The following is a 24469-nucleotide window of genomic DNA, read 5'->3' as shown; positions in this document are numbered from 1 at the left end:
TCACAGAGCGGCGGCCGGTACGTAAGAACGGGCCGAGGAGGGCCGGGTGACGACCTATGACGATCGAGCGAGCCTCACTGATCTGACTGCCACCGTGGACCGGGTGCGCAGCTCGGTGGAAGAAGTGATCGAGGGCAAGCCCGAGGTCGTACGGCTTTCGCTGACCGTGCTGCTCGCCGAGGGACATCTGTTGATCGAGGATGTCCCCGGCGTCGGCAAGACCATGCTGGCCAAGACGCTGGCGCGGTCCATCGACTGCTCGGTGCGGCGTATCCAGTTCACGCCCGACCTGCTGCCGTCGGACATCACGGGCGTGTCCATCTGGGACCAGCAGCGCAAGGACTTCGAGTTCAAGCCCGGCGCGATCTTCGCCCAGATCGTGATCGGCGACGAGATCAACCGCGCCTCGCCGAAGACCCAGTCCGCGCTGCTGGAGTCCATGGAGGAGCGCCAGGTCACCAGCGACGGGCAGACCTATGAACTGCCCAGCCCCTTCATGGTGGTGGCCACGCAGAACCCGGTCGAGATGGAGGGCACCTACCCCCTCCCCGAGGCCCAGCGCGACCGCTTCATGGCCCGGGTCTCCATCGGCTACCCGAGCCCCGAGGCCGAGTTGCAGATGCTCGATGTGCACGGCGCGGTGAACCCGCTGGACGACCTCCAGCCGGTGGCCCACGCGCACGAGGTGGTGAAGCTGATCGAGGCGGTCCGCGCGGTCCATGTCGCCGAGACGGTCCGCCGCTACGCGGTCGACCTGGTCGCCGCCACCCGTACGCACCCCGACCTCAGACTCGGCGCCTCCCCGCGCGCGACGCTGCATCTGCTGCGCGCCGCCAAGGCGTCCGCCGCCCTGAGCGGCCGGGAGTACGCGCTGCCGGACGACATCCAGTCCCTCGCCGTCGCCGTCCTCGCGCACCGGCTGCTGCCCACCGCCCAGGCCCAGCTCAACCGGCGGACGGCGGAGCAGGTCGTGCAGGAGATCATCCAGCACACCCCGGTCCCGGCCGCTCCCGAGCACAACGGCAGCGGTCCGGTCCGCGGCGGGTACGGCCAGCAGCCGCCCCGGAGGCTGTGATGAGCACCGCGGGTCATCCCGCGGGGCATCCGGCGGGTCATCCGGCGGGCCCCCCGGAGGCGGACCGCGGCGACAAGGGCGGTGTCCGTACGGCCCTGGCCGGGCTCACCACCCGCGGGCGCTCCTTCCTGGCCGCCGGGATCGCCGCCGCCGCCTGCGCCTATGTCCTCGGGCAGGCCGATCTGCTGCGGGTCGGGCTGCTGCTGGCGGTGCTGCCGCTGGTCTGCGCCGGAGTGCTGTACCGCACCCGCTACCGGGTCGCGGGCAGCCGCCGGCTCTCCCCCGGCCGGGTGCCGGCCGGCGCCGAGGCCCGGGTCCATCTGCGGATGGACAATGTCTCGCGGCTGCCCACGGGCCTGCTGATGCTCCAGGACCGGGTGCCCTACGTCCTCGGCCCGCGCCCGCGGTTCGTGCTGGACCGGGTGGAGGCGGGCGGGCGCCGCGAGGTGTCCTACCGGGTCCGCTCGGATCTGCGCGGCCGGTATCCGCTGGGCCCGCTCCAGCTCCGGCTGACCGACCCGTTCGGCATGTGCGAGCTGACCCGCTCCTTCTCCTCCTACGACACCCTGACCGTCATCCCGCGCGTGGAGCCGCTGCCGCCGGTGCGGCTGGCGGGCGAGGCCAAGGGCTACGGCGACGGACGGCAGCGCTCGGTGGCCCTGGCCGGCGAGGACGACGTGATCCCGCGCGGCTACCGCCACGGCGACGACCTGCGCCGCGTCCACTGGCGCTCCACGGCCCGCTACGGCGAGCTGATGGTGCGCCGCGAGGAGCAGCCCCAGCGCTCGCGCTGCACGGTGCTGCTCGACACCCGGGGGCTCGCCTACCGGGGCGCGGGCCCCGACTCGGCCTTCGAGTGGGCGGTCGGCGGCGCCGCCTCGGTCCTGGTGCACATGCTCGAACGGGGCTTCTCGGTACGCCTGCTGACGGACACCGGCAACTCGGTGCCCGGCGAGGGCGCCGACGGCTTCGCCGGTGCCAGCCAGGAGTCGGCGGACGCGGCCGGGCTGATGATGGACACCCTCGCCGTGATCGACCACTCCGACGGGGACGGCCTCTCGCGCGCGTACGACGTGCTGCGCGGGGGCAACGAGGGACTGCTGGTCGCCTTCTTCGGCGATCTGGACGAGGAGCAGGCGGCGGTGGCCGCCCGGATGCGCCAGCGCAGCGGCGGCGCGCTCGCCTTCGTCCTGGACAGCGACACCTGGACGCGCGAGCCGACCGATGTGCCCGGCCCCGACCGGGACAGTCAGGAGCGGCTGCGGATGCTGCGCGAGTCCGGCTGGACGGCCCTGGGCGTCCCGCGCGGGGCGACGGTGGGTGAACTGTGGCGGCAGGCGGACCGGGAGCGTTCCGGTCTGACCGTGGCCGGTGGCGGGGAGGGCTGGTCGTGAGCATGCGCGCGCGGATGGCGCTGATGGCGGCACTGGCCACGCTGATGGCGTCCTGTGCCCTGCTGCCGCTGGTGGAGTCGCCGGGCTGGCTGCTCCAGGGGGCGGTGCTGCTGCTGGTGCAGAGCGGGGTGGGCATGGCGGCCCGTCGGGTGCCGCTGGCGCGCTGGATGACGATCGGCGCGCAGGTGCTGGTCTCGCTGGTGCTGCTGACCCTGTCCTTCGCCCGCGAGTACGCCCTGGCCGGGCTGATCCCGGGCCCGCAGGCGTTCCAGCGCTTCGGGGACCTGCTCCAGGCGGGCACCAACGACGTCGAGCGGTACGCGATACCGGCCCCGCTGTCGGACGGCATCCAGCTGATGCTGGTCGGCGGGGTGCTGGTGATCGGGCTGCTGGTCGATGTGCTGGCGGTGACGTTCCGCAGCGCGGCCCCGGCCGGGCTGCCGCTGCTGGCCCTGTACTCGGTGGCGGCCGGGCTGTCGGACGGCTCGGGCGGCTGGGTGTGGTTCCTGATCGCGGCGGCCGGTTATCTGTTGCTGCTGCTGGCCGAGGGCCGTGACCGGCTCTCCCAGTGGGGCCGGGTCTTCGCGGGCGGGCCGCGTCCCCCCGGCGGGCCCGCCCCCGACAGCGGCGGCGCGGCGGCCCCCGTGCGCACCGGGCGGCGGATCGGTGTGGTGGCCCTCGGGATCGCCCTGGTGGTGCCGCTGGCCCTGCCCTCGATGGACGGGGGCCTGCTGGAGAACGCGGGCGGCGGGGTCGGCGCGGGCAACGGCGGCGGGGGCACCATCTCCGCGGTCAACCCCCTGGTCTCGCTCCGCGACAGCCTCAACGTCGACGAGGACCGCACGGTGCTGACCCTGCGCACCGACTCCGACGACCTGTCCAACATGTATCTGCGGATCGTCTCCCTGGACGAGTTCGACGGCACCACCTGGCGCCCCGCCAAGCGCGGGATCGTCCAGGTCCCGGAGGATCTGCCCACCCCGGCCGGGCTCGCCGCGGACGTGGCGCGCACGGAGGTGACCACCCAGATCACGGCGGCCGAGTGGTACGAGCAGGACTGGCTGCCGATGCCGTACCCGCCGAGCGCGATCGACATCGAGGGCCAGTGGCGGTACGAGCCGGTGGGCATGACCCTGGTCGGCGACCACGGCCAGAACACCGGCGGCCAGACCTACGAGGTGACCAGCCTCGATGTGAACCCCACGGCGGAGCAGCTGGCGCAGGCGCCCGAGGCACCGTCGCAGCTCCAGCAGGACTACACCGAGCTGCCGGACTCACTGCCGCCGGTGGTGGCGCAGACCGCCCGTGAGATCACCCAGGGCGCCGAGAACCCCTATGAGCAGGCGGTCCGGCTCCAGGAGTACTTCGCCCTCAACGGCGGCTTCACCTACGACACGGAGGTCGAGGTCGGCAGCGGGTCGGAGGGGATCGCCCGGTTCCTGCGGGACCGGCGCGGCTTCTGCGTCCACTTCTCCTTCGCGATGGCCTCGATGGCCCGCTCGCTGGACATCCCGGCCCGGATCGCGGTCGGCTTCGCGCCGGGCACGATGCAGGCGGACGGTTCGGTGGCGGTGGGCCTGAGGGACGCGCACGCCTGGCCGGAGCTGTACTTCGAGGGCGTGGGCTGGACCCGCTTCGAGCCGACCCCGAGCCGGGGTTCGACGCCCTCGTACACGCTGCCCGACCTGCCCGGGACGACGGTGCCGGAGACGGAGGACACGGCGCGTCCGTCGCAGGCGGCGCCGTCCGAGGAGCCGTCCAGCAGCCCGAGCTGCTCGGCGGAGGACAAGCGGCTGGAGGTGTGCGACAGCGCGGCACCCAGCGCCGCCGGTACCACCGGGTCGGGTGGACCGCCCTGGTACCAGATCATCGGCTGGACCCTGCTGGGCCTGGCGGTGCTGGCCGTGCCGCTGGCCCCGATGCTCTGGCGGATCAGACGGCGAACGGTACGGCTCGCGTCCGCGCAGCACGGCCCGGCCGCCCCGGACGGACCCGAACCGGGACCGGGGATCCGGCTGGACTCCCCACCGGGCGGGCAACCGGCCGCCGGTCATGTGCTCGCCGTGTGGCAGGAGCTGACGGACACGGCCTGGGACTTCGGCATCGTCCCGGACGAGGCGCTCACCCCGCGCAAGGCGGCGGCGCGGATCGTCCGGCTGGGCGAGGTCGACGAGGCCGCCGCCGCGTCGGTGCACCGGGTGGCGGGAGCGGTGGAGCAGGTGCTGTTCGCCCCCGAGCCGGGGGCCGTACCGGGCCTGGCCGACGATGTCCGCCGGCTGCGTCTCGCCCTGCGTTCCCGGGCGAACCGCCGGGCCCGGCTGCGGGCACTGCTGGCCCCGCGTTCGGCCATCCGGGCGGTGTGGTCCCTGTCCGACCGGGTGACGACCCTGCGCATCCGGGTGGCGGACCGCTGGGCGGGCCTGATCCGCCGACCGAAGCCGTCCCCTTCGGGACCGCGGGGAGGCTGAGCGGGCGGGCGCTGCCCGGCGGGGCGCGCGGGGCGCGGTCCGCGAGACAGCGTCCGAGACATGCGGAAGGCCCGAGCCGGATCATCGGCTCGGGCCTTCCGCATGACGGGGGGGCGGGACGGGATGGGGCGGGACCGGCGGCGGGTGGGGCGGGCTCAAGGGCTTGCCCCGCCGGTATGACGGCGGCCTGCCTGGGCCTCCGGCGTGACGGCGGCGACACGACACCCATGAGAACGCGCGTGAGGGGCCGCCGTCGGTGGAACGGTGGCCCCTCATGCGCATGACGTCACATGGAAGTGAGCGTGCGGGTCACTGGCCGCCCTGCTGCTCGTCCCGGCGGCGCTGCCAGCGTTGCTCGATCCGGTCCATCATGGAACGCCTTTGGCGTCCCTGACGGCGGGCCTGGGGGCCGGCAGCGGCCTGCTCCCCTGGTCTGGGGGCCTTGCGCCAGCCGGTCACCGCGAGCACCGCGCACCCCAGCATGATGAGGAACCCCACCACACTGAGCCATTCCTGCTTGGCGACCATTCCGGCCATGAGGAGCGCGATACCTACGAGGAAGCCGGCGACCGCCTGGTAGACCCGTCGCCGGGTGTACGTGCGCAGCCCGCTTCCCTCAAGCGCTGTCGCGAACTTGGGATCTTCGGCGTACAGCGCTCGCTCCATCTGCTCGAGCATGCGCTGCTCGTGCTCCGAGAGCGGCACGGAGTCCTCCTCATCGTGCAGTCGCCGGGGCGACCCGGGGGGTCCCTTCAGGATAGGCAGGGAATCGCCCCCGTGAAACCCGCCCCTCTGCGCCATTTGGCCAACCGGATTCCGCCATGAAGCGTCCCGGCTCGCTGAGGCTTCCATTCCCCGGCGGCCGACCCGTCATGCCGGAGCGGTCTCCCTCGATCATACGGCGACAAGCGCCCGATCGGGGGGCCTGTGGCGTACTCCATCGATGCTCAAGCCCTGATCAGCGCCGCGCCACGGCAGTGGCCCGCCGTCGCTCACGTCCCTTGGGTCTCTCCGAGCACATGAAGCTGCGTGGCCACCGAGTGAAACGCGGGCAGCTCGGCCGCCGCGGCCTCCAGGGTCAGCAGCGCGTCCACCGCGCCGGGCTCGGTGTCCACCAGCACTCCGGGCACCAGATCGGCGAAGACCCGTACGCCGTGCACGGCGCCGACGCGCAGGCCGGCGCCCTCGACGAGCGCGGTCAGCTGCTCGGCGGTGAAGCGGCGCGGCACGGGGTCACCGGCGCCCCAGCGGCCGTCCGGGTCGGTCAGCGCCTGCCTGGCCTCGGTGAAGTGCCCGGCGAGCGCGCGGGCCAGCACGGCACCGCCGAGCCCGGCGGCGAGCAGGCTGAGCACACCGTCGGAACGCAGGGCCGCGACGGCGTTGCGCAGGCCCTCGGCGGGGTCGTCCACGTACTCCAGGACGCCATGGCACAGCACCGCGTCGTAGCGGTCGCGCTCGACCACGTCGAAGAGCCCGTGGGCGTCGCCCTGGACGCCGGTGACCCGCTCGGCGACCCCGGCCTCGGCGGCCCGGCGCTCCAGCGCGAACAACGCGTTGGGGCTGGGATCGACCACGGTGACCCGGTGGCCGAGGCGGGCCAGGGGCACGGCGAAGTTGCCGCTGCCGCCGCCGGTGTCGAGGACGTCGAGGGCGTCCCGGCCGGTGGCCTTGACCCTGCGGTCCAGAGCGTCCTGGAGGACGTCCCAGACCACGGCGGTACGGAGAGAGGCGCGGGGTCGAGTCGGGTCCGACACGGCAGTTGACTCCTCGGCGCGGCACCGCCTTGGGGACGGCGGCGCGAACGGGCTCGCCCTCCTGGCCGGGGTGTGCCGGGCGGAGGACCTTTCAGGCGTCACCCACCCTATTGCCTGCGCCGGCGGACCAGGCCATCACGGTGCCGGGCGGGGCCGGTACCGGGCCGGTACCGGGCCTGGTCCGGGCCCCGCGCCACGCCGCCCCGCCCCGCCGCGCCTCCACGCTGCCCTGCCGCGCCGCCTCGCTGGGCCGCCCTGCTGGGCCCACCGCCGGGCGCACCGGCGGGAGAGTAGGTGGGCGGACCGGCGGGAGGATCGGCGCGCGCACCGGCGAGGGCGATCGGCGGGCGCACCGGCGAGGGCGATCGGTGGGCACGCGGCGGCGGAGGATCGGCTGGGCGGCCCGGCCCCGCCGGAAGGACGGGAGCGCTCACCCCGCATCCGGCATCTCGCTCTCCCCCGCCCGACCGTCCGCGTCCTGCCGGGGCGCGGGCAGGACCGGCTGGAGCACCAGCATGCGTTCGACGAGCCGGACGAACATCGCCACATCACGGATCAGGTCGTCGGCGTCCCGGCGGGTGGCCGCGCCCTGGATGCCCGCCTCGGCCCGCGCGCGGCGCGGGGCCCCGGAGGCGAAGAGCGCGCTCCACTCGGTCAGCTCGGGGGCTATCTCGGGCAGCACTTCCCAGGCGCTGCGTATCCGGGCCCGGCGCCGGGAGCCGGTCTCCGGGCGGCCCCGGGCGGCGAGGACCGCGGCGGCGGTGCGCAGCGCGGCGAGATGGGCCGTCGCGTACCGCTCGTTGGAGGTCTCCAGGACGGCGGCCTCGGCCAGTCCGGCGCGGGCCTGGGCGAGCAGGTCGAGGGCGGCGGGCGGGGCCGTGGCCCGGCGCAGTACCGGGTGCACATCGCTCGCCGGGCCGGTCAGTGAGGGGGCAGGGCCGGGGGCGCGACGCCGGCTTGCGGCGGCTGCGGACGAGTTGGCCATGACGAACCTCCTGTCGTCTGTGTGACGGCTCTGTGGCCGTATGTGTCCATCGTGCGGTATGCCACTGACAATCCGTTCTGACCTGCGGTTTTGCTTCGATCGCAGGTTCGGGCTAGCTTTTGGACTGACCAGTCAGTACAAACGTTGGGGCGGCTGTCTCAGGGCCGGCCCCTGTCCCAGGGGGGAAGCGTTGGGGGAAGTCGGGGCCACCCGGGAAGCCGGGCAAGCGGGCGGGATCGAGGTGCGCGGCCTCGGGCTGAAGGGGCCGCGCGGCTGGGTCTTCCGCGACCTCTCGTTCAGCGCCGGACCGGGTTCGCTCACCGCGCTCGAAGGACCGTCCGGCACGGGCCGTACGAGTCTGCTGCTCGCGCTCACCGGGAGGATGCGGGCCACGGAGGGAACGGCGACCGTGTGCGGGGCCCGGCTGCCGCGCGGGCTCGCCCCGCTGCGCCGGGTCAGCGCCGTCGCCCATGTCCAGGGCGTCACCGATCTGGAGCCCGCCCTGACCGTCGGCGAGCATCTGCGCGAACGGGCGCTGCTCCAGCGCCGGTTCGGCGGTTCGCTGCGCGGACTACTGGGGCCCCGCGCCGAGCGGGGCTCTGAGGCCCGACTGCGGATCGACACCGCGCTGGCCGCCGCCGGACTGGACAGCGCGGCACTGCCCAAGGGCGCCCGGACCGCGGTACGCGATCTGGAGCGGCTGGAGGCGCTGCGGCTGTCCGTCGCACTGGCGCTGATCGGGTGTCCGCTGCTGCTCGGTGTGGACGACACCGATCTGAAGCTCCCGGACGCCGAACGCGCCGAGGCGTGGGCCATGCTGCGCTCGGTCGCCGCGTCCGGGACGACCGTCCTCGCGGTGTGCAGCGAGGCCCCGGAGGACACGCAGGTGGTCCCCACGCGCGCGGGAGCGGCACAGCGGGACACGCCCGGGACGCCGGATGGACACGCGCAGCCGGACGCGGCGCAGACACCGGGTGAAGGCGCGCAGGCGGACGCGGGCGAGGCACCGGACAGACGCGCACAAGCGGACACGGCCCAGGCATCAGCAGGCGCGGGCGGCGCTGCCCCCACCCACGACACCGGGACGAAGGAGACGGGCGATGCGTTCGCCGAAACTCGCGGCGCTTGAGCTGCGCCGGTTCGGGCGGGGACGGCTGCCGCGGGCCGCGCTGGTGGCGGTCCTGCTGCTGCCTCTGCTGTACGGGGCGCTGTATCTGTGGTCCTTCTGGGACCCGTACAGCAGGCTGGACCGGCTTCCGGTGGCGCTGGTGAACGAGGACCGGGGCGCCACCGCGGGCGGCGAGCGGGTGCGCGCGGGGGACGACATCGTCGCCGGGCTGCGGGACAGCGCGGTGTTCGACTGGCGTGAGGTGAGCGCCGAGGACGCCCGCGCGGGCGTCGAGGACGGCCGGTACTACCTGTCGCTGACGCTGCCGGAGGACTTCAGTCGCAACATCGCCTCCAGCGAGGGCGACACGCCGGAGACGGGCGCCCTGCGGGTGCGTACGAACGATGCCAACAACTACATCGTGGGGCAGATCTCGCGCACGGTGTTCGGTGAGGTGCGGACGGCGGCGTCCACGAAGGCGTCGCGGTCGTTCCTGGACAAGATCTTCATCTCGTTCTCGGACATCCACGGCGAGACGGTGAAGGCCGCGGACGGGGCCGATGAGCTGAAGGGCGGCCTGGGGAAGGCCGAGAAGGGCTCCCAGGACCTCGCGGACGGGCTGAAGGACGCCAAGGAGGGCAGCGGCGATCTGTCGTCGGGTCTGCGGAAGCTGAGCACTGGCGCGGCCGATCTGGAGGCGGGCTCCGCGAAGGTCGCCGAGGGCACCCGGGCGCTGGCGGACAAGGTCAACGGGATCGCCGGCACGGTGGGACCGTTCCTGGCGGCGAACGAGCGGGGCATCGGCGAGACCGCCCGGTCGGTGGCGGACGCGGCCGGGACGATCCGGGAGAACCTCGGGACCCTGGAGGAGCGGGCCCCCGGTGCCGCCACACAGGCCCGCGAGGCCCATGACCGCCTCGCCGGGACCTACCGCGCGCGCTGCGAGGCACCCGCCCCCGGTGACGGCGCCGACCCGGCGGGCGGCCCGGACCCGGTCTGCGCGGAGCTGAAGCCCGCGGTGGACGCGGCGGCCGAGGTCGCCGACCTCGCCGACGGGCTGGACACCCTGGTGTCGGAGCGCGCGGACGAGTTGGAGGGGCTGGACGGGCACCTGGCCGACCTGGAGAAGCAGGCCCAGGCGCTCGCCGACGACGCCCCCCGTCTGTCGCAGGACCTGGACGACGCCGTCACGAAGATCAACGCCCTCGACAAGGGCGCCGGAGAGGTCGCCGCCGGGGCCGAGAAGCTCCACAAGGGGCTCGGTACGGCCGAGACCGGCGCGGTCGACCTGGACACCGGTGTCGGCGATCTGAAGAGCGGTGCGGACGACCTGAGCGGGGGCATGTTCAAACTGGTCGACGGCTCCGGCGAACTCGCCGGCGGCCTCCACGACGGTGCCGCCCGCATCCCCGACTACGACCGGGCCGAGCGAGACGACCGTACCCAGGTCATGGCCGACCCCGTACGGCTCGCCTCGGAATCGCTGCACAAGGCGCCCAACTACGGCACCGGTTTCGCCCCGTACTTCATCCCGCTGTCGCTGTGGGTGGGCGCCATGGTGGCGTACATGGTGATCGCGCCGCTGAACCGGCGGGCGCTGGCCGCGGGCGGCTCGGCGTGGCGGATCGCGCTGGCGGGCTGGCTTCCGGTGCTGGCCATCGGCGCGGCCCAGGTGACGGCCCTGATGGCGGTGCTGCACTGGCTGGTCGGCCTGGAACCGGCCCGCACGGCGGGGACGGTCGGGTTCCTGTTCCTGGTGACGGGCTGCTTCGCGGCGATCGTGCAGTGGCTGAACGCCCGCTTCGGGGCCGCCGGGCGGATCCTGGTGCTGGCCGTGCTCATGCTCCAGCTGACCTCGGCGGGCGGCACGTACCCCGTCCAGACCAGTCCGGGCTTCTTCGCCGCGATCCACCCCTTCCTGCCGATGAGTTATGTGGTCGAGGCGCTGCGCCGGCTGATCACCGGCGGCGGATTGGGCCCGGTGTGGCAGGCGTGCGCGGTGCTGGCCGCGTTCACCCTGGGCGCGCTCGCGCTGACCGCGCTGTCGGCCCGCCGCAAGCAGGTGTGGACGCTGGACCGGCTGCACCCGGAGCTGAGTCTGTGACCCGGCCGCCCCCACTCCCCCGTCGGCGCCCGCCCCGGGGGCCGGTGCTGTGAGAATCGGAGCCATGGAAAGCAGCAGCGCCACATCGGGGGCGGCGGCCCGCCGCGAGTCCACCCGGCAGAAGCTCTACGAGGCGGCCGTCACGCTCATCGCCGAACAGGGCTTCTCGGCCACCACCGTGGACGAGATCGCGGAACGGGCCGGGGTCGCCAAGGGGACGGTCTACTACAACTTCGCGAGCAAGTCGGTCCTCTTCGAGGAGCTGCTGCGGCACGGGGTGGGCCTGCTCACCGCGTCCCTCAGGGAGGCCGCGGAGCGCTCCGCGCGCGAGGGCGGCTCCCAGGTGGACGCCCTGGACGCGATGATCCGCGCGGGCCTGGAGTTCATCGCCACGTACCCCGCCTTCACCCAGCTGTACGTGGCCGAGCTGTGGCGGACGAACCGGGCCTGGCAGTCGACCCTGCTGGTGGTGCGCAAGCAGGCCGTGGCGGTGGTGGAGGACGTGCTGCGCGGCGGGGTGGACAGCGGCGAGTTCAGCGAGGAGATCGACATCCCGCTGACCGCCGCGGCACTGGTGGGGATGGTGCTGGTGGCCGCCCTGGACTGGCAGGCGTTCCAGCCGGAACGCTCCCTGGACGACGTCCACGCGGCGCTGTCCCGCCTCCTCCAGGGCCGGGTGAGCGGCAGACCCTGACGGTCTGTCGGGCCCCCGCGCGCGGGGAGCGGCGACGACGATCCTCTACGCCATCCCGCCGCCCGCCGTCGGGCCCCCGCGCGCGTGGAGCGGCGTCCCGTCCGGGACGGCTCCCGCGCGGACGGGGGCGGGTACGGGGGCGGGGGACTGTGGGCGGACAGGCCGTCCCCGCGCGGGCGCGGGAATGCGGGGATTCAGGGATACGAGGAATCAGGTCAGGGCGACGGTCCGTCGCCGCCGCCCGCCCCCGTCCCCGGCCCCGCAGACGCAGACGCAGACGCGAGAAAGCGCCGGTCCGAAGATGGCCACGCCCCCCGACGGGCCACCACCGAACCGACGCTCCCCCGTGTTCCCCACCCCCCGATCCCCCCGGATCCCCCGATCCCCCGTTTCCCCTGGTCCCCCGTCCCCCCATTCCCCCGGGTTTCCCCCTGCCCCCGTTTCCCCCGTCCCCCGTGTCCCCCCGTCGATCCCCGTGCGGTCTCCCCCACGGTCCCCCTGTCTCGCTCCCGCCGACCCGGGCCGGCGGAAGGAGCGGTCCAGGGCGGCGCCGTTCCGCCGCCCCGTGTCGGCGGTGCCGGCGCCTTGCCCCTTTCCGTGTCTCCACTCTCTCGTTCCCGCTGGTCGGGCCCCATCCGCGCGGCTACTCATCTCCGGCCCTAGGTACAGATACTCAGGTCTGCGCCCGCGACCCCAGGCCGGATCGGACCGCACTGGTTACGATCGCCCCCGTGTCCGTACTCCCCCTGGTCTTCACCAGCGGCTGGGCCAGCGGTATCAACGCGTACGCGGTGGTGCTGCTGCTCGGCTTCTTCGGCGCGACCGGGCTGAGCGACGAGGTCCCCGAGACCCTGCAACGCCCCGAGGTGCTGATCACGGCGGGCGTGCTGTTCCTGTGCGAGGCGGTCGCGGACAAGATCCCGTACGTCGACTCGGTCTGGGACACCGCGCACACCGCGATCCGCCCGGCGGCGGGCGCCTGGGTGGGCGCGCTGCTCGCCGGGCAGAGTGCCTCGATGTCCGAGCTGGCGGCGGGCGCGCTCGGCGGTACCACGGCGCTGGCCAGCCACGCGGTCAAGGCCGGTACCCGGATGGCGGTGAACAGCTCGCCGGAGCCGGTGAGCAATGTGCTGCTCAGCCTGGCCGAGGATCTCGGGGTGGGCGGGATCGTGACGTTCGCGATCTTCCATCCGGAGGCGGCGGCGATCATCGCGGGTGTCCTGCTGCTGCTCGGTCTGGTCGTGCTGTACTTCCTGGTCTCCCGTATCCGCCGGTTCTGGCGCCGCCGGGCCCAGCGCCGGGAGGAGCGGCGGCTCGCGGCGGGCGAACGGGCGGGACCGGCCCCACCGGGCTGACCGGGGTGCTCCACCGGGCGGAGAGGGCGCTCCACCGGGCTGACCGGGACGTTGTCAGTGCCGGCCGCTACAGTCGCGGGCATGGGACGGATCGTGGTGATCGGCGCCGGGATGGGTGCGATGGGGGCCGCCGCCCGGCTGGCCGTGGCGGGCCACCGGGTGACGGTGTACGAGCGCGCGGAGACCTACGGCGGCGCGGTGCGGCGGTACGAGCGGGACGGCTTCCGCTTCGACACCGGACCGGGCCTGCTGACGCTGCCCGCGGTCTACCGGGATCTGTTCCTGAAGACCGGCAGAGAGGCGCTGGAGGCGTGTGTCGAGCTGGTCCAGGTGGACCCCTCGTCCCGGCATCTCTTCGCGGACGGCACCTCGGTGTCGCTGCCCAACGCCTCGCGCGCGGGCGTGATGGCCGCGCTGGACGAGGGCCTGGGCGCGGGCGCGGGTGACCGCTGGGGTGACTTCCTGGTGCGCGCCCGGGAGGCGTGGGACCGCACCCGCAGACCGCTCCTGGAGGAGCCGCTGTGGCCGAACTGGCGGGTGCTGGCCGGGCGCGAGCCCTACCCGTCGGTGCCGCACAAGCGCGTGCTGCGCACCCGCCGGGCCGGGACACTGGCCGAGGTCGGCGCCTGGGAGCTGTGTGACGCCCGGCTCGCGGCCCTGCTGGAGAGCCACGCCGTGGCCCATGGCCTGGATCCGCGGACGGCACCGGCGAGCGCGGCCGTGCTGCCGTACATGGAGCACGCCTTTGGCACCTGGTATGTGCGCGGGGGCCTGCGGGAGCTGGCCACCGCCCTGTACGAGCGGTGTCTGGCCCGCCGGGTGGAGTTCGTGTTCGGTGCCGAGGTCGGCCGGGTGCGGGAGAAGGACGGCCGCGCCTCGGGCGTGGAGCTGGCCGACGGGACAGTCGTGGAGGCGGACTTCGTGGTCGCCGGGGTCGCTCCGGGCGCGCTGGAGCGGATCGCCGGGACCGCCCGGCAGGGCGCCGAACCCGCCCCCCGGCGGGGGCTGCCGAGCCGGCTGACCGTGCTGCTCGCCCTGCGCGGCGCCCGCCCCGAGGGCACCGCCCCGCGCACGGTGGTGCACGCGCGGGACCGTGACGGGGAACTGGCCGCGGTGTTCGGGGACCCGGCCGCCCCGGGGACCGGGCAAACCGGCGGGGGCGGACTCGCGGCGACCGTGCCGGGCGGCGGGCTCACCGTGACCGTGCTGCGCCCGGACGATCCGGTGACGGCCCCCGACGCCGGTCATGAGGCCGTGACGCTCACGGCCACGGTCCCGGCGGGGAGTCAGGCCGCTGCCGCTGAGGCCCTGGCCGAGCAGTTGATCGGCACCGCCGAGCGGGCCGTCCCCAGGCTCCGTGACCGGCTGCTGTGGCGGGAGGTCCGCACCCCGGCGGACATCGCCGAGGTGACGGGCGCGGCGGGCGGCGCGGTCCCGGCACCGGCCCTGGCAGGGGCGGACGGAAGACAGCTCCACCCGGCGAACTCCACCGCTCTGCCGGGCCTGTTCACGGTCGGCGGCTGGTCCCATCCCGGTGGTGGACTCGCCCACGCCGGGATGTCGGGTGCGCTGGTGGCCGGTCTGATCGTGGAGGGCCCGGACTTCCGGGGCTCCCAGTGACCGGCCGGGGGCGCCGCTCCGCTCAGAAGCGGTAGCGCTCGTCGTAGGAGTTGCCCTGCGGCTGCTGCCCGTCGTCCTGTCCCTGGTAGGGGTACGGCTGCTCCGGGGGGAGTTCGCCGCCGTACGGGTCGTCGGTGTTGCGCTGCTGGGGGACCCAGACGCCGCCGGGCGGGGTGCCGTCGGGGTAGCCGTTGCCGTACTGGTCCTGGCCGTAGCCCTGCTGGTCGTAGGACTGCTGGCTGTAGCCGCCGGTGTCGTAGCCGGACCCGGGGCCGGAGCCGTACGCCTGGCCGATGTACGGGTCGGAGTAGGGCGGGTAGGGCTGCTGGTTGCCCGGGTCGTAGCCGTACTGCTGCTGGTCGTAGCCGGTGTAGCCGTCGTAGCCGTAGCTCGGGTCGGCGCCCTGGGCGGTGGCCGCGTACTGGTCCTGGGGCTGGTTCGCGGTCGCGTGGGAGCCGGTGTCGGCGTACACGCCGTAGGAGCCGGTGTCGTCGGGCATCGGCTGCGGCTGGTAGACGGAGGCGCCCTCGGCGGCCGGGGCGGTGGCGCGGGCCGGGGTGAAGACGTCGTCGCGCTCGTAGCCGTCCTGGTGCGGGGGGAAGGCGGGGCGCTCGCCGGTGGCGTAGGCGTCGTCGCCCTGGTGGCCGGTGTCGTCGCGTGGCCGGTCGAAGTCGCCGTAGTCTCCGGCGGCCCGGAGGTCGGAGACCTCCAGGGTGGGGTCCTGGTGCTCGGGCTCACCGCGGCGGCGCTTGCTGCCGCCGGGCCCGCGGCCGTTGACCGCCCAGCCGGCCGAGAAGCCGCGGCGGAAGGAGAGCGTGACATAGGTCTGTCCGACCGCGAACGCGGCGGCGCCCAGTCCGATCACCACGACGGAGGGGATCAGCACCCCGACGACCACGCCGAGGAAGCCGCCGAACGCCAGCAGCCGCCAGCGCAGCCGCGCCTTGTACTGGAGCAGCACCTCACCGAGCAGCCACAACGCGACGATGCCGAACGCGATGTAGAGGACCGTCCAGCCCATGTACGCCCCTCTCCCTGTGGCCGCTACGCAGTGTGGCGTATGTGAGTGCGACCGGTCTAGCTCTGCGGTGGATGGTGCAGACCCAGGTTCTCGTAGATCTCCAGTGTCGCCGTGGAGTTGTTGAGCGTGATGAAGTGCAGTCCTGGGACGCCTTCGTCCAGCAGTCGCGCGCAGAACTCCGTGGCGAACTCGATTCCCATGGAGCGTACAGCCGCCGGATCGTCTTTCGCTGTGAGGATCCGCTCTTTGAAGGTGGACGGAAGGTGAGCATTGCTGAGCTTCGGGAGTCGTTCGAGCTGCCGGACGCTGGTGATCGGCATGACCTCGGGGATCACCGGGGTGGCACAGCCCGCCGCCGTCACCCGGTCGCGCAGCCGGAGATAGGACTCGGGCTGGAAGAACATCTGCGTGATGGCGTAGTCGGCGCCCGCGCGGCACTTGTCGACGAAGTGGGCGACATCGCTGTCCCAGTCGAGGGAGCGCGGATGCATCTCGGGGAACGCGGCGACACCGACGCAGAAGTCGCCGGACTCCTTGATCAGCCGGACCAGTTCGGCGGCGTACATGAGGCCCTGCGGGTGGGCGATCCAGTCGCCCATGGGGTCGCCGGGCGGGTCGCCGCGCAGGGCGAGCATGTTGCGGATGCCGGCGTCCGCGAACTGCCCGATGACATTGCGCAGCTCGGTGAGGGAGTGGTCGACGGCGGTGAGATGGGCGACCGGGGTGAGGGTGGTGTCGGCGACGATCTGCTGGGTCTCCCGGACCGTGCTGGCCCGGGTGGAGCCGCCGGCGCCATAGGTCACGGAGACGAAGTCGGGCGCGACCGCCTCGACCCTGCGCAGCGCGTTCCACAGGCTCCGCTCGCCCTTGGCGGTCTTCGGCGCGTAGAACTCGAACGAGATCGTCTTCTTGCCCGTGGCGAGCATGTCACGCACGGTGCGGGCGCGGTCAGTCCTGGTGGACGCGGTTCCGAAGGCCATACCGGCAGGTTAGTGGCGGCTCGGCGGCACCCCAACCGGAGTCCGGAAATTTGCCCGATTTGCCCGGTCGCCGTCCACCCCTTGGACAGAACCCGGACAACTGCGTGGCCGAAACCACATCGGCTCTCCAGGCGGCCCCGAGCGGGGCGCGAGGCGCTCTCAGGCCCCCCGCAGCCGCTTGGCGAACTCCGCCGCCGCCGCGCCCGGGTCGTCCGCCTCGGTGATCGCGCGGACCACCACCACCCGGCGGGCGCCCGCGTCCAGCGCCTCGTCCAGGTTGGCCAGGTCGATGCCGCCGATGGCGAACCAGGGCCGGTCGGTGCCCAGCCCGGCGGTGTGCCGGACCAGCCCGAGGCCGGGGGCGTGGCGGCCCGGCTTGGTGGGGGTGGGCCAGCAGGGGCCCGTGCAGAAGTAGTCCACGCCGTCCTGGACGGCAGCCGCGGCGGCCTCGCCGTCGGCGTGGGTGGAGCGGCCGATGAGCACCTCGGGGCCGAGCAGGGCCCGCGCGGCGGGCACCGGGAGGTCGCCCTGCCCGAGGTGGAGCACGTCCGCCCCGGCGGCGTGGGCGACATCCGCGCGGTCGTTGACCGCGAGCAGTCTGCCGTGCCGCCGGCAGGCGTCGGCGAGGACCGCGAGATGCTCCAGCTCCTCGGCGGCCTCCATGCCCTTGTCGCGCAGCTGCACGATGTCGACACCGCCGGCCAGCGCGGCGTCCAGGAACTCCGGGAGATCGCCCTGCCGCTTGCGGGCGTCCGTGCACAGATAGAGCCGGGCGTCGGCGAGCCGCTCGCGCGCGGCCACGGGGTCGGGCATCTAGGAGTCCCCCCGGATCGCGATCCGGCCCGCTGAACCGCGCGGGCCGGATCGATCCCTGTCTAGGTGATGGTCCGCGTACATGGCTGTACGCGGCTCGGTGTGGATGCATGTCTGGAGCGGATGGATCAGGTGGATCAGGTGGAGCGGATGGATCAGGTGGATCGGATGGGTCCGTTCAGGGCGTACGGGCCGTCGTGGTCCGTACGCCTGACGGTGTTCGGCTCTGCGTGTGGGTGCGGGTGCGGATCAGACGGCGAGCGCCTGGGCGCGCCGCTTCACCTCCGTACCCCGGTTCTCGCTCAGCGCCTGGGCGGGGGTGCCGGGCAGACTCGGGTCGGGGGTGAACAGCCACTGGATCATCTCTTCGACCGTGAAGCCGTCGTCCCTGAGCAGCGTCAGGGTGCCGGCGAGGCCCTTGACGACCTTGTCCCCGTCGATGAAGGCGGCGGGGACGTGCAGTGCGCGGTTCTCACCCCGGCGTACGGCGATGAGCTGGCCCTCCTTGACCAGCTGCCGTACACGGGTCACCTCGACATCGAGCTGTTCGGCGATGTCGGGGAGGGTCAGCCACGCGGGGACGAGCACATCGATCTTTGCGTCAATCTCGGTCACGTCACCAAGACTGCCATCTGGGACTGACAGCCGGTAGCCGAGCGGCGTCCGCCCGGCCGTCCGGGTCGCCTCCCCGGCGGGTCCGGCCCGCCGGTCCAGGCGGGTCCCGGCCCTCGGTCTCAGCCGGTGCGGACCGCCGACTTCAGCGGCCGGGCCGGGTCGGTGAGCAGGCCGGGGTCCAGGGTGGCGCCCGCCTCGATCAGCCGCCGCCCCTGGGCCAGGTCCCTCGGGCGGCCCACCGCCAGCAGGGCGACGAGCCGTCCCCCGCGCAGCCAGCAGACGGACCAGGCGGGGCCCTCGGGGTCACCGCGCCAGACGGTGCTGTCGGCTCCGGCGTGATGTCCGGCGTACTGCACGAAGCGGCCGAACTGCTCGGACCAGAAGTACGGCACCGGGTCGTAGACGATGTCGGTGTGCCCGTCCTCGACGATGTTCGCGGCGACCGTACGGGGGCCCTGGAGGGCGTTGTCCCAGTGGTGGACGAGGAGGCGCTCGCCGTAGCGGGCGGAGGGGAAGGACGCGCAGTCGCCGACCGCGTAGACATCGGGGGCCGAGACGCGCAGCCGGGCGTCGGCGACCACCTCGCCGTGGGTGCCCAGCTCGATGCCGGAGCCGGTCAGCCAGGCGGTGGCGGGCCGGGCCCCGATGCCGACGACGACCGCGCCGGCCGCGATCCGCGAGCCGTCGTCCAGGACGACCGCGCCGGGCTCGACCCGGGCCACGCGCGCGTGGGTGCGCAGATCGGCGCCGCTGTCGGCGTACCAGCGGGTCATGGGCGCGGCGACCTCGGCGGGCAGGGCACCGGCGAGGGGCCGGTCGGCGGCCTCCACGACGGTCACCGCGCAGCCCGCCTCGCGCGCGGCGGTGGCGAACTCGGCGCCGATCCAGCCGGCGCCGACGACCACGATGTCGTGCTGGCGGGCGAGCACCGGGCGCAGCCGGGCGGCGTCGTCCAGGGTGCGCAGCAGATGCACCCCGGGCACGCCCCGGGTGCCGGGCAGGCGGATCGGTTCGGCGCCGGTGGCCAGCACCAGGACGTCGTACGGGACGGGTCCCCGGGTGGTGTCCAGCTCGTGGTCGGCGGGCCGGACGCCGGTCGCCTCGTGGCCGAGGCGCAGCTCGATGCCGAGGGAGGCGAAGTCGATGTCGAAGGCGGAGTCCTCGGCCTTGCCGAGCAGGACGGCCTTGGACAGCGGGGGACGGTCGTAGGGCTGATGGGGTTCGGCGCCGATCAGGGTCACGGTCCCGGTGAAGCCCTGTTCACGCAGGGCCACCGCCGTCTGCACCCCGGCCATTCCGGCACCCACCACGACCACCCGCCGGGCCGGTCCGGTCGCCGCCGTCTGCTCTCTGTCCACGCTCACCCGATCACTGTAGGCACCTGACGATGTGTCAGCCGGGTCCGCCCGCGTGGCGTCCCGCACACGGTGCTCCTACCCCGTCCCGGCGTCGGCGATCTCCTCGACCACACTCGTCCCGCTGCCCTCCTGGGACTCCCACTCCCAGGTCTCGGTGAGCCGCAGCCGTCCGTCGGGCAGTTCGCCGATCCGTGACGCGCAGTGACCGGAGGAGGTCGTTCCGTCGGTCTTGAGCTGGACGTAGCGGAAGTCCAGCCGGTCCCCCGCGCGCGTGCCGACCAGGAACCCGCGCACCACGTCCCCGCCCGTGTACTCGGCCCAGATCTCGCCGTTGTGCTCGTGGTAGGCGAAGCGGGTGCGGGTGCCCACCTGACCTGGGGCCTGATCGGCGACCGGGGCGAGGACGACACCGTCCAGCGAGCGGGGCATCGGCGCGGGCTCCCTTACAGAGGCGTGGTGGCACGGGCTAGGCTGCCCAACGTAGAGCACTCGCGGGAGCCCGGACGCACCGGGCTGAGAGGGAGGCTGGCGGCCTCCGACCGTACGAACCTGATCCGGGTCATGCCGGCGAAGGGAGGGGCCGAACGCCCATGCCGTCCGACACCCACGCACACTCAGGCACACTCTCGCCGGCATCCGACGTCCTGGTCGTCGGCGGGGGGATCATCGGGCTGGTCACCGCCTGGCGGGCCGCGCAGCGCGGGCTGGCCACGGCCGTGCTGGATCCCGCGCCCGGCGGCGGGGCCGCCCAGGTGGCGGCCGGGATGCTGGCCGCCGTCACCGAGCTGCACCACGGCGAGCAGACCCTGCTTGGCCTCAATCTGGCCTCCGCCGACCGCTACCCCGCCTTCGTGGCCGAGCTGACCGATCTCACCGGCCAGGACCTCGGTTACCGCCGCTGCGGCACCCTGGCCGTCGCCCTGGACGCCGATGACCGGGCGCATCTGCGCGAACTGCACATCCTCCAGCGGCAGTCCGGTCTGGCGTCGGAGTGGCTGTCCGGGCGGGACTGCCGCCGGCTGGAGCCGATGCTGGCACCGGGGGTGCGCGGCGGGCTGCGGGTCGACGGGGACCACCAGATCGACCCGAGACGGCTCTCGGCGGCCCTTGTGACGGCCTGTGAGCGGGCCGGGGTGGTCTTCCACCGGGACTGGGCCGAACGGCTGTCTGTGGCCCGGGACCGCGCCACCGGGGTCGTCACCCGCGCGGGCACCGAGCTGGCCGCCGGGCAGGTGGTGCTGGCCGCCGGGAGCCTGAGCGGCCGTCTCGCGGGCGTCCCGGACGCCGTACGGCCCCCTGTGCGGCCGGTGAAGGGGCAGGTGCTGCGGCTGACCGTGCCGCGGCCGTACGCGCCCTTCCTGAGCCGTACCGTGCGCGCGGTGGTGCGCGGCGGCAATGTCTATCTGGTGCCGCGCGAGAACGGCGAACTCGTCGTCGGCGCCACCAGCGAGGAACAGGGCTGGGACACCACGGTCACCGCGGGCGGGGTGTACGAGCTGCTGCGCGACGCCCATGAGCTGATCCCCGGCATCACCGAACTGCCGCTGACCGAGACCCGCGCGGGACTGCGCCCCGGCTCCCCGGACAACGCCCCGCTGCTCGGCCCGACCGACCTGCCCGGACTGCTGCTGGCGACCGGGCACTACCGCAACGGCGTCCTGCTCACCCCGGTCACCGGCGACGCCCTGGCGCACGCCCTCGTCACCGGTGAACTCCCCGGGGAAGCCCGCCCCTTCACACCCCGGCGGTTCACCGCCGCAGCCCTCACGGAGCAGCCCGCATGAACCGTACGAGCCCCATGGACCCGGCCGCCACGGGTACCGGCCCCGCCGCCGGTGCGCCCGCCCCGGTCACCGTCTCCGTCAACGGCGAGCCCCGCGAGATCGCCCCCGGCACGGCGCTGGACGCGCTGGTGCGCACCCTCACCGCGGCGCCCTCCGGGGTGGCCGCCGCCCTCAACGAGACCGTCGTCCCGCGCGGGCGGTGGGCCGCGACCGCCCTGTACGACGGCGACCGGGTGGAAGTCCTGACCGCCGTCCAGGGAGGCTGAGCCATGGCCGACGACCCCTTCGTCCTCGCCGGGACGTCCTTCGCCTCCCGGCTGATCATGGGCACGGGCGGCGCCCCGAGCCTGGATGTGCTGGAACGCGCCCTGGTGGCGTCCGGCACCGAGCTGACCACGGTCGCGATGCGCCGGGTCAACCCCGAGGTGCACGGCTCGGTGCTGTCGGTGCTGGAGCGGCTCGGCATCCGGGTGCTGCCGAACACCGCCGGGTGCTTCACGGCGGGCGAGGCCGTCCTCACCGCCCGCCTCGCGCGCGAGGCGCTGGGCACGGATCTGGTCAAGCTGGAGGTCATCGCCGACGAGCGCACCCTGCTGCCGGACCCGATCGAGCTGCTGGAGGCGGCGGAGACCCTGGTGGACGACGGTTTCACCGTACTGCCGTACACCAATGACGACCCGGTGCTGGCGCGGCGGCTGGAGGACGCGGGCTGTGCGGCGATCATGCCGCTGGGTTCGCCGATCGGCTCCGGGCTCGGTATCCGCAACCCGCACAACTTCCAGCTGATCGTGGAGCACGCGCGCGTGCCGGTGATCCTGGACGCGGGCGCCGGGACGGCCTCGGACGCGGCGCTCGCGATGGAGCTGGGCTGCGCGGGGGTGATGCTCGCCTCGGCGGTCACCCGCGCGCGGGAGCCGGTTCTGATGGCCGACGCCATGCGACACGCCGTGGAGGCCGGGCGGCTGGCCCGGCGGGCGGGGCGGATCCCGAGGCGGCACTTCGCCGAGGCGTCCTCCCCGGCGGACGGCCGCGCCGACCTGGACCCGGAGCGCCCGGCGTTCTGACCGGCCCCGGCCCGGACCTGTCCAGTACGGCCCTTTCCGGCCACCCGGCACGTACCGCCCGTACCGTCCCGTCCCGGTCACAAGTCTGTGGCAGTGTGTCACCCGAACGGTGGAACGGACGGTGCTGTCAGTGCCGGATCGTAGACTCACCAGCGTGGACACGACCCTCCAGGACCCTCTGATCGGGCAGTTGCTCGACGGCCGGTACCGCGTCGACGCGCGGATCGCGGTCGGCGGGATGGCCACGGTCTACCGGGCCGTGGACACCCGCCTGGACCGGGTGCTCGCGCTGAAGGTGATGCACCCGACGCTGGCCGCCGACGCCTCGTTCGTGGACCGGTTCATCCGCGAGGCCAAGTCCGTCGCCCGGCTCGCCCACCCCAATGTGGTCCAGGTCTTCGACCAGGGCACCGACGGGTCGTATGTCTATCTGGCCATGGAGTACGTGGCCGGATGCACCCTGCGGGACGTGCTGCGCGAGCGCGGGGCGCTCCAGCCGCGGGCCGCGCTGGACATCCTGGAGCCGGTCCTCGCCGCGCTGGGCGCCGCCCACCGCGCGGGGTTCGTGCACCGCGACATGAAGCCGGAGAACGTCCTCATAGGGGACGACGGCCGGGTGAAGGTGGCGGATTTCGGCCTGGTGCGGTCGGTGGACGCGGTGACCAGCACCACCGGCGCGGTGCTCGGCACGGTCTCCTATCTCGCCCCGGAGCAGATCGAGCACGGCACGGCCGACGCGCGCGTGGATGTGTACGCGTGCGGGGTGATGCTGTTCGAGATGCTCACCGCGGGCAAGCCGCACGCCGGGGAGACCCCGGCCCAGGTGCTCTACAAGGCGCTCCACGAGGACGTCCCGCCGCCCTCGGCCCGGGTGCCCGCCCTGGCCTACGAGCTGGACGAACTGGTCGCCGCGGCCACCGCGCGCAACCCGGAGATCCGGGCGTACGACGCGGTGGCGCTGCTGGCCCGGGTCCGCGAGGCCCGTGGCCGGCTCACCGACGCCCAGCTCGACGCCGTACCGCCGCAGGCGCGGGCCGAGGCGCACGACAACGCGCTGGACCGGACGAGTGTCATCCCGCGGGCGCTGACCGTGCCCCGGCCGCTGCCGGTCGACGGGGACGAGCCGGACGAGTTCCACCGCACCAGCCGGTTCGCCGCCGAGCCGCCCCCGCCCCCGCGCCGCCGCACCGCCCGGCAGCGGCGGCTGACCCTGACGCTGGTGGCGGCCGTGCTGCTGGTGTTCGGGGTCGGGGCGGGCGTCTGGTACATCAATTCCGGCCAGTTCACCCAGGTCCCGGCGGTGCTGGGGCAGACCGAGGCCGAGGCCCGGGACCGGCTGGGCGACGCCGGGCTGGACGTGGGCGAGGTCCGGCACGCCTACAGCGACACCGTCGAGCGGGGCGCGGTGATGAGCACCGACCCCGGGACCGGCGGCCGGATACGGCAGAACGACTCGGTGACGCTGACCGTGTCCGACGGCCCGGAGACGGTCCGGGTGCCGGATGTCCAGGGCATGGTGCTGGCGGACGCGCGGGCCCTGCTGACGGACGAGGGCCTGGAGCCGGGCATGGTGACCCGGGAGTTCCACGAGGAGATCGCCGAGGGCTCGGTCATCGACAGCGACCCGCGCGGCGGCACCGAGCGCCGGGCGGGCTCGGCCATCGCCCTGGTGGTCAGCAAGGGCGCCCCGGTCGACGTCCCGGACGTCACCGGCGAGGAACTGGAGGACGCCCGCGCGGAGCTGGTCGAGGCCGGGCTGACGGTGCGGATCGCCGCCGAGCGGGTCGACTCCGCCGAGATCGACGCGGGCGCGGTGGCCCGGCAGACCCCGGGCGAGGGCACGCGCCTCGCCGAGGGCGACGCGGTGACGCTGACCCTGTCCAGCGGGCCCCGGATGATCGAGGTGCCGGATGTGACCGGCGAGAACGTGGATGCCGCCCGGCAGACCCTGGAGGACGCCGGTTTCCGGGTCGAGGAGGACCGCGGCCTGCTGGGCCTGTTCGGCGACTCGGTCAGCGACCAGTCGGTGAACCCCGGCGAGACTGCTCCGCAGGGGTCCACGATCACGCTGACGATCCGCTGAGCGCCGGGCGCTCGACGGTCACGCTCTGCGGCTGCCGCGCCCGGCCGTGCCGGATAGGGTGGCCGGACGGTGGCCGGACGGTTGCGGTCACCGTCCGGTGGGCTGCGGCGGTCACCCTCCGGTGAGTTGCCATGGTCACCGTCCGGTGAGTCGCCGCGGTCACCCTCCGGTGAGTTGCCGCGCACTGCCGCCGA

The 24469-nt window shown here is 74.0% G+C and carries 21 protein-coding genes and 1 riboswitch; of the genes, 12 read left to right on the top strand and 9 right to left on the bottom strand.

Annotation, left to right across the window (positions count from 1 at the left end; all coding sequences use genetic code 11):
* The first annotated feature begins 46 nt into the window (after positions 1-46).
* From ABZX40_RS08900 to ABZX40_RS08890, 3 genes are read left to right on the top strand one after another with little or no spacing between them, the layout of a single operon-like run.
* Positions 47-1075, top strand: coding sequence for a MoxR family ATPase (locus ABZX40_RS08900; RefSeq protein WP_355736585.1), 1029 nt, complete (start codon positions 47-49; stop codon positions 1073-1075).
* Positions 1075-2469: a DUF58 domain-containing protein gene (locus tag ABZX40_RS08895; RefSeq protein ID WP_355736582.1), complete on the top strand. Its 1395-nt coding sequence runs from the start codon at positions 1075-1077 to the stop codon at positions 2467-2469. Before ABZX40_RS08900 ends, ABZX40_RS08895 begins: the two co-directional genes overlap by 1 nt.
* 2 nt (positions 2470-2471) lie before the next feature.
* A complete protein-coding gene (locus tag ABZX40_RS08890) occupies positions 2472-4937 on the top strand; it encodes a DUF3488 and transglutaminase-like domain-containing protein (RefSeq protein WP_355736831.1) in 2466 nt (821 codons plus the stop codon).
* A 309-nt stretch (positions 4938-5246) separates the two neighbouring features.
* On the opposite strand, the gene ABZX40_RS08885 is transcribed toward ABZX40_RS08890, so the two are convergent.
* The 3 genes from ABZX40_RS08885 to ABZX40_RS08875 all read right to left on the bottom strand — a co-directional run bounded on the left by ABZX40_RS08885 (position 5247) and on the right by ABZX40_RS08875 (position 7676).
* Positions 5247-5642 (bottom strand): DUF3040 domain-containing protein, encoded by a 396-nt coding sequence (locus ABZX40_RS08885; RefSeq protein WP_355736579.1) that lies wholly within the window; start codon positions 5640-5642, stop codon positions 5247-5249.
* A 287-nt stretch (positions 5643-5929) separates the two neighbouring features.
* On the bottom strand, positions 5930-6691 hold the full coding sequence (locus ABZX40_RS08880) for a methyltransferase (protein ID WP_355736576.1): 762 nt from the start codon (positions 6689-6691) through the stop codon (positions 5930-5932).
* Between the two features lie 430 nt (positions 6692-7121).
* A complete protein-coding gene (locus tag ABZX40_RS08875; protein WP_355736573.1) occupies positions 7122-7676 on the bottom strand; it encodes an SAV_6107 family HEPN domain-containing protein in 555 nt (184 codons plus the stop codon).
* A 235-nt stretch (positions 7677-7911) separates the two neighbouring features.
* Between ABZX40_RS08875 and ABZX40_RS08870 the strand changes: the two genes are divergently transcribed.
* The 5 genes from ABZX40_RS08870 (at position 7912) to ABZX40_RS08850 (ending at position 14557) form a co-directional block, all read left to right on the top strand.
* Entirely contained in the window at positions 7912-8805 is an 894-nt protein-coding gene (locus tag ABZX40_RS08870) for an ATP-binding cassette domain-containing protein (protein ID WP_355736828.1), read from the top strand.
* The gene (locus ABZX40_RS08865; RefSeq protein ID WP_355736570.1) at positions 8777-10888 is read left to right on the top strand and encodes a YhgE/Pip domain-containing protein; all 2112 of its coding nucleotides are present in this window, start codon (positions 8777-8779) and stop codon (positions 10886-10888) included. The genes ABZX40_RS08870 and ABZX40_RS08865 overlap by 29 nt, the downstream gene beginning before the upstream one ends.
* Positions 10889-10952: 64 nt before the next feature.
* Positions 10953-11582, top strand: a complete 630-nt coding sequence (locus ABZX40_RS08860) for a TetR/AcrR family transcriptional regulator (RefSeq protein WP_355736567.1) — start codon at positions 10953-10955, stop codon at positions 11580-11582.
* Positions 11583-12313: 731 nt separating this feature from the next.
* Positions 12314-12937 (top strand): DUF4126 domain-containing protein, encoded by a 624-nt coding sequence (locus tag ABZX40_RS08855; protein WP_355736564.1) that lies wholly within the window; start codon positions 12314-12316, stop codon positions 12935-12937.
* A gap of 81 nt (positions 12938-13018) precedes the next feature.
* A complete protein-coding gene (locus ABZX40_RS08850; RefSeq protein ID WP_355736561.1) occupies positions 13019-14557 on the top strand; it encodes an NAD(P)/FAD-dependent oxidoreductase in 1539 nt (512 codons plus the stop codon).
* A 22-nt stretch (positions 14558-14579) separates the two neighbouring features.
* On the opposite strand, the gene ABZX40_RS08845 is transcribed toward ABZX40_RS08850, so the two are convergent.
* The 6 genes from ABZX40_RS08845 to ABZX40_RS08820 form a co-directional block, all read right to left on the bottom strand.
* Positions 14580-15578 carry a hypothetical protein gene (locus ABZX40_RS08845; RefSeq protein ID WP_355736558.1) on the bottom strand — a complete coding sequence of 333 codons (999 nt, stop codon included), beginning with the start codon at positions 15576-15578 and terminating at the stop codon, positions 14580-14582.
* 56 nt (positions 15579-15634) lie between these two features.
* Positions 15635-16558 carry a methylenetetrahydrofolate reductase [NAD(P)H] gene (metF, locus tag ABZX40_RS08840; protein WP_355736555.1) on the bottom strand — a complete coding sequence of 308 codons (924 nt, stop codon included), beginning with the start codon at positions 16556-16558 and terminating at the stop codon, positions 15635-15637.
* A 159-nt stretch (positions 16559-16717) separates the two neighbouring features.
* A complete protein-coding gene (gene thiE / locus ABZX40_RS08835; protein WP_355736552.1) occupies positions 16718-17371 on the bottom strand; it encodes a thiamine phosphate synthase in 654 nt (217 codons plus the stop codon).
* A gap of 249 nt (positions 17372-17620) precedes the next feature.
* Entirely contained in the window at positions 17621-17986 is a 366-nt protein-coding gene (locus tag ABZX40_RS08830) for an Rv2175c family DNA-binding protein (protein WP_355736549.1), read from the bottom strand.
* A 119-nt stretch (positions 17987-18105) separates the two neighbouring features.
* The gene (locus ABZX40_RS08825; RefSeq protein ID WP_355736825.1) at positions 18106-19281 is read right to left on the bottom strand and encodes an FAD-dependent oxidoreductase; all 1176 of its coding nucleotides are present in this window, start codon (positions 19279-19281) and stop codon (positions 18106-18108) included.
* Between the two features lie 138 nt (positions 19282-19419).
* Positions 19420-19773 (bottom strand): hypothetical protein, encoded by a 354-nt coding sequence (locus ABZX40_RS08820; protein WP_355736547.1) that lies wholly within the window; start codon positions 19771-19773, stop codon positions 19420-19422.
* Between the two features lie 52 nt (positions 19774-19825).
* A riboswitch (TPP riboswitch) is annotated at positions 19826-19937 on the top strand.
* Between ABZX40_RS08820 and thiO the strand changes: the two genes are divergently transcribed.
* The 4 genes from thiO to pknB all read left to right on the top strand — a co-directional run bounded on the left by thiO (position 19935) and on the right by pknB (position 24275).
* Positions 19935-21128 carry a glycine oxidase ThiO gene (gene thiO, locus ABZX40_RS08815; protein WP_355736544.1) on the top strand — a complete coding sequence of 398 codons (1194 nt, stop codon included), beginning with the start codon at positions 19935-19937 and terminating at the stop codon, positions 21126-21128. Its footprint overlaps the riboswitch before it by 3 nt.
* Before the next feature lie 14 nt (positions 21129-21142).
* Positions 21143-21394: a sulfur carrier protein ThiS gene (thiS, locus tag ABZX40_RS08810; RefSeq protein WP_355736823.1), complete on the top strand. Its 252-nt coding sequence runs from the start codon at positions 21143-21145 to the stop codon at positions 21392-21394.
* Between the two features lie 3 nt (positions 21395-21397).
* Positions 21398-22192 (top strand): thiazole synthase, encoded by a 795-nt coding sequence (locus tag ABZX40_RS08805; protein WP_355736541.1) that lies wholly within the window; start codon positions 21398-21400, stop codon positions 22190-22192.
* A 154-nt stretch (positions 22193-22346) separates the two neighbouring features.
* Positions 22347-24275, top strand: a complete 1929-nt coding sequence (pknB, locus tag ABZX40_RS08800; RefSeq protein WP_355736538.1) for a Stk1 family PASTA domain-containing Ser/Thr kinase — start codon at positions 22347-22349, stop codon at positions 24273-24275.
* The last annotated feature ends 194 nt before the right edge of the window (positions 24276-24469 follow it).

It is taken from the genome of Streptomyces sp. NPDC004610, assembly GCF_040609715.1.
Lineage (GTDB): Bacteria > Actinomycetota > Actinomycetes > Streptomycetales > Streptomycetaceae > Streptomyces.
The sequence above is the reverse complement of the archived record's forward strand: the minus strand, read 5'-3'. Positions and strand labels throughout refer to the sequence as shown.